Annotated in this window: 4 protein-coding genes; 1 reads left to right on the top strand and 3 read right to left on the bottom strand. The window is 63.2% G+C overall.

Features of this window, described 5'->3' with window-relative positions:
• The 3 genes from AC1DT3_RS18065 to tpiA form a co-directional block, all read right to left on the bottom strand.
• Positions 1-668 (bottom strand): CTP synthase (locus AC1DT3_RS18065; protein ID WP_477466612.1); only part of this gene is annotated, 668 nt, incomplete at its 3' end.
• 107 nt (positions 669-775) lie between these two features.
• The gene (gene secG / locus AC1DT3_RS18060; RefSeq protein WP_477466611.1) at positions 776-1195 is read right to left on the bottom strand and encodes a preprotein translocase subunit SecG; all 420 of its coding nucleotides are present in this window, start codon (positions 1193-1195) and stop codon (positions 776-778) included.
• A 167-nt stretch (positions 1196-1362) separates the two neighbouring features.
• Complete coding sequence (gene tpiA, locus AC1DT3_RS18055) at positions 1363-2130, bottom strand: triose-phosphate isomerase (protein ID WP_477466610.1); 768 nt, start codon at positions 2128-2130, stop codon at positions 1363-1365.
• A gap of 134 nt (positions 2131-2264) precedes the next feature.
• Here tpiA and AC1DT3_RS18050 point away from each other — a divergent pair.
• Positions 2265-2419 (top strand): SurA N-terminal domain-containing protein (locus tag AC1DT3_RS18050; RefSeq protein WP_477466613.1); only part of this gene is annotated, 155 nt, incomplete at its 3' end.

Below are 2419 nucleotides of genomic sequence, written 5' to 3'. Positions count from 1 at the left end.
AGTTTCCGGCGCTCGTCCTTCGGAATTTCCCGGTCCGTGCGACATAGGAGAATGTCCGGCTGGATGCCGATCGAACGCAGCTCCGCCACGGAATGCTGCGTCGGCTTCGTCTTCAATTCGCCGGCTGAGGGAATGAACGGCAACAGGGTCAGATGGACATAGATCGCCTGGCCGCGATCGAGATCGTTACCGAGCTGACGGATCGCCTCGAAGAACGGCAATCCTTCGATATCGCCCACCGTGCCGCCGATTTCGACCAGCACGAAATCGAAGCCGTCGTTCCCGCTCAGGACGAAGTCCTTGATGGCGTTGGTGACATGCGGAATCACCTGGATCGTCGCGCCGAGGTAATCGCCCCGGCGCTCCTTCGTGATGATGTCCTGATAGATCCGGCCCGTCGTGATGTTGTCGGCCTTCGTCGCCGGAACACCCGTGAAGCGCTCGTAGTGGCCGAGGTCGAGGTCGGTTTCCGCCCCGTCATCGGTCACGAACACTTCGCCGTGCTGATAGGGGCTCATCGTCCCCGGATCGACATTGAGATATGGATCGAGCTTGCGAAGCCGAACCTTGTAACCACGCGCCTGGAGAAGCGCTCCCAGGGCGGCCGAGGCCAGTCCCTTGCCGAGCGAAGACACCACGCCGCCGGTGATGAATACGTACCGCGTCATGGACCCCTATCCAAAGTTATGACCCCGCGATTCGCAAACACGAATCCGGCCGGTCGATGCCCATCCACAAAAAGAGAGGGCCGGATGATCCGGCCCTGGTTCGTCGGTTACTGAGACTGCGGGACTTGCGGCGCAGTCGGAGCCGCTGGAGCGCCAGGTGCCGGGGCCCCGGGCTGCGCGGGCTGATCACCCTGCATCCGCTGGAGCTGCTCGAGCACATTGCCGCCGGGTGCGCCGGCAGGCGTCTGCTGACCGCCAGGAGCCGTCGTCGAGGTGCCGTCGAGAATGGAACGCGGCCCACGGCCATAGCTCGCCATGATCGTCAGCGCCAAACTCGTCACGAAAAACAGGGCCGCCAGCACGGCCGTCGCGCGCGTCAGGGCATTCGCCTGTCCGCGACCGGTCATGAAACCGGAGACGCCACCACCGCCGCCAAGCCCAAGGCCGCCCTCGGAGCGCTGCAGAAGAACCACGCCGATCAGTGCAAGCACGATGATCAGGTGGATGATAATCAAGACTGTTTGCATCGTTCCCAAAACCTCAAGCGGCCGCGCCAAGAGCTCGGCCGCTCGCACCGAATGTTGGCCGGCCTGTAGCATAGGTGTGCGCGGGATCAAAGACCCGCAACCACCCTTTTGCGGAAAGTGTGGTGTGAAGCGTGGCTGTTTAGCCCCTGTTACGCTTCAACGCGCCCTTACTTCCCGTACGCCGCCGCGATTCCCAGGAAATCCGCCGCCACCAGGCTCGCTCCGCCGACCAGGGCGCCGTCGACATTCGCGACCCCCATGAGTTCAACCGCATTGGAAGGCTTGACCGATCCGCCATAGAGAATCTTGACCCGGTTCTGCTCGGCCTTGCCGACCAGTCGTTTCAGATCGTCGCGGATGGCGGCATGAACCTCCGCCACGTCCGCCGCGGTCGGGGTCAACCCGGTTCCGATCGCCCAGACCGGCTCGTAGGCGATGACGAGATCGTCGCCCGTCGAACCTTCCAGAATCGATCCTCGAAGCTGCTTGCGCACCACCGCGAGGGCTCGCCCGGCCTCGCGCTCTTCGCGCGTCTCGCCGACGCAGACGATGGCGACGAGCCCGGCCCGTCGGGCCGCTTCCGCCTTGGCGCGGACGTCTGCATCCTTCTCGGCATGGTATTGGCGCCGCTCGGAATGGCCGAGAATGACGTGGGTCGCGCCCGCATCGACCAGCATTTCCGCCGAGACGTTGCCGGTATAGGCGCCGGCCTCCTTGGCGTGACAATCCTGTCCACCGACCCCGATGCGCGATCCGACGGCGGCGAGCGCGAGGATGGACGTCAGCGTCGCAGGCGGGCAGACCACCAGATCGACGTTGCGCCTCAGCTCCGGCGTATATCCGGCCTGAATCTCGCTCAAAACCTTGGCGGAAGCCTTCAAACCGTTCATTTTCCAGTTACCCGCCACCAGCGGGCGCGGCCGATCGACGCTCATCAAGCACTCCTGTCACGCTCTGTTGTTCGCACCTACCAGAGGCGGGATACATCTTTCAACCGTACTTGCCCTTTTCCCCGGGCGTTTGATCGGCTAATCGGCGTGCTGACAAGTTTTGAGAGAACGGGAACACAATGCTTCGTGGTATGCGCCAAGCCGGGCAAAGCATGGTCGGCAAAATTATCGCCACCATTCTCTTCTGCCTTCTGATCGGCAGCTTCGCGGTCTGGGGCATCGGTGACATTTTCCGGGCAACGCCCCCGAGCGTCGTCGCCAAGATCGGCAAGAC

The organism is Microvirga sp. P4_G7, from assembly GCF_056401005.1.
The sequence above is the reverse complement of the archived record's forward strand: the minus strand, read 5'-3'. Positions and strand labels throughout refer to the sequence as shown.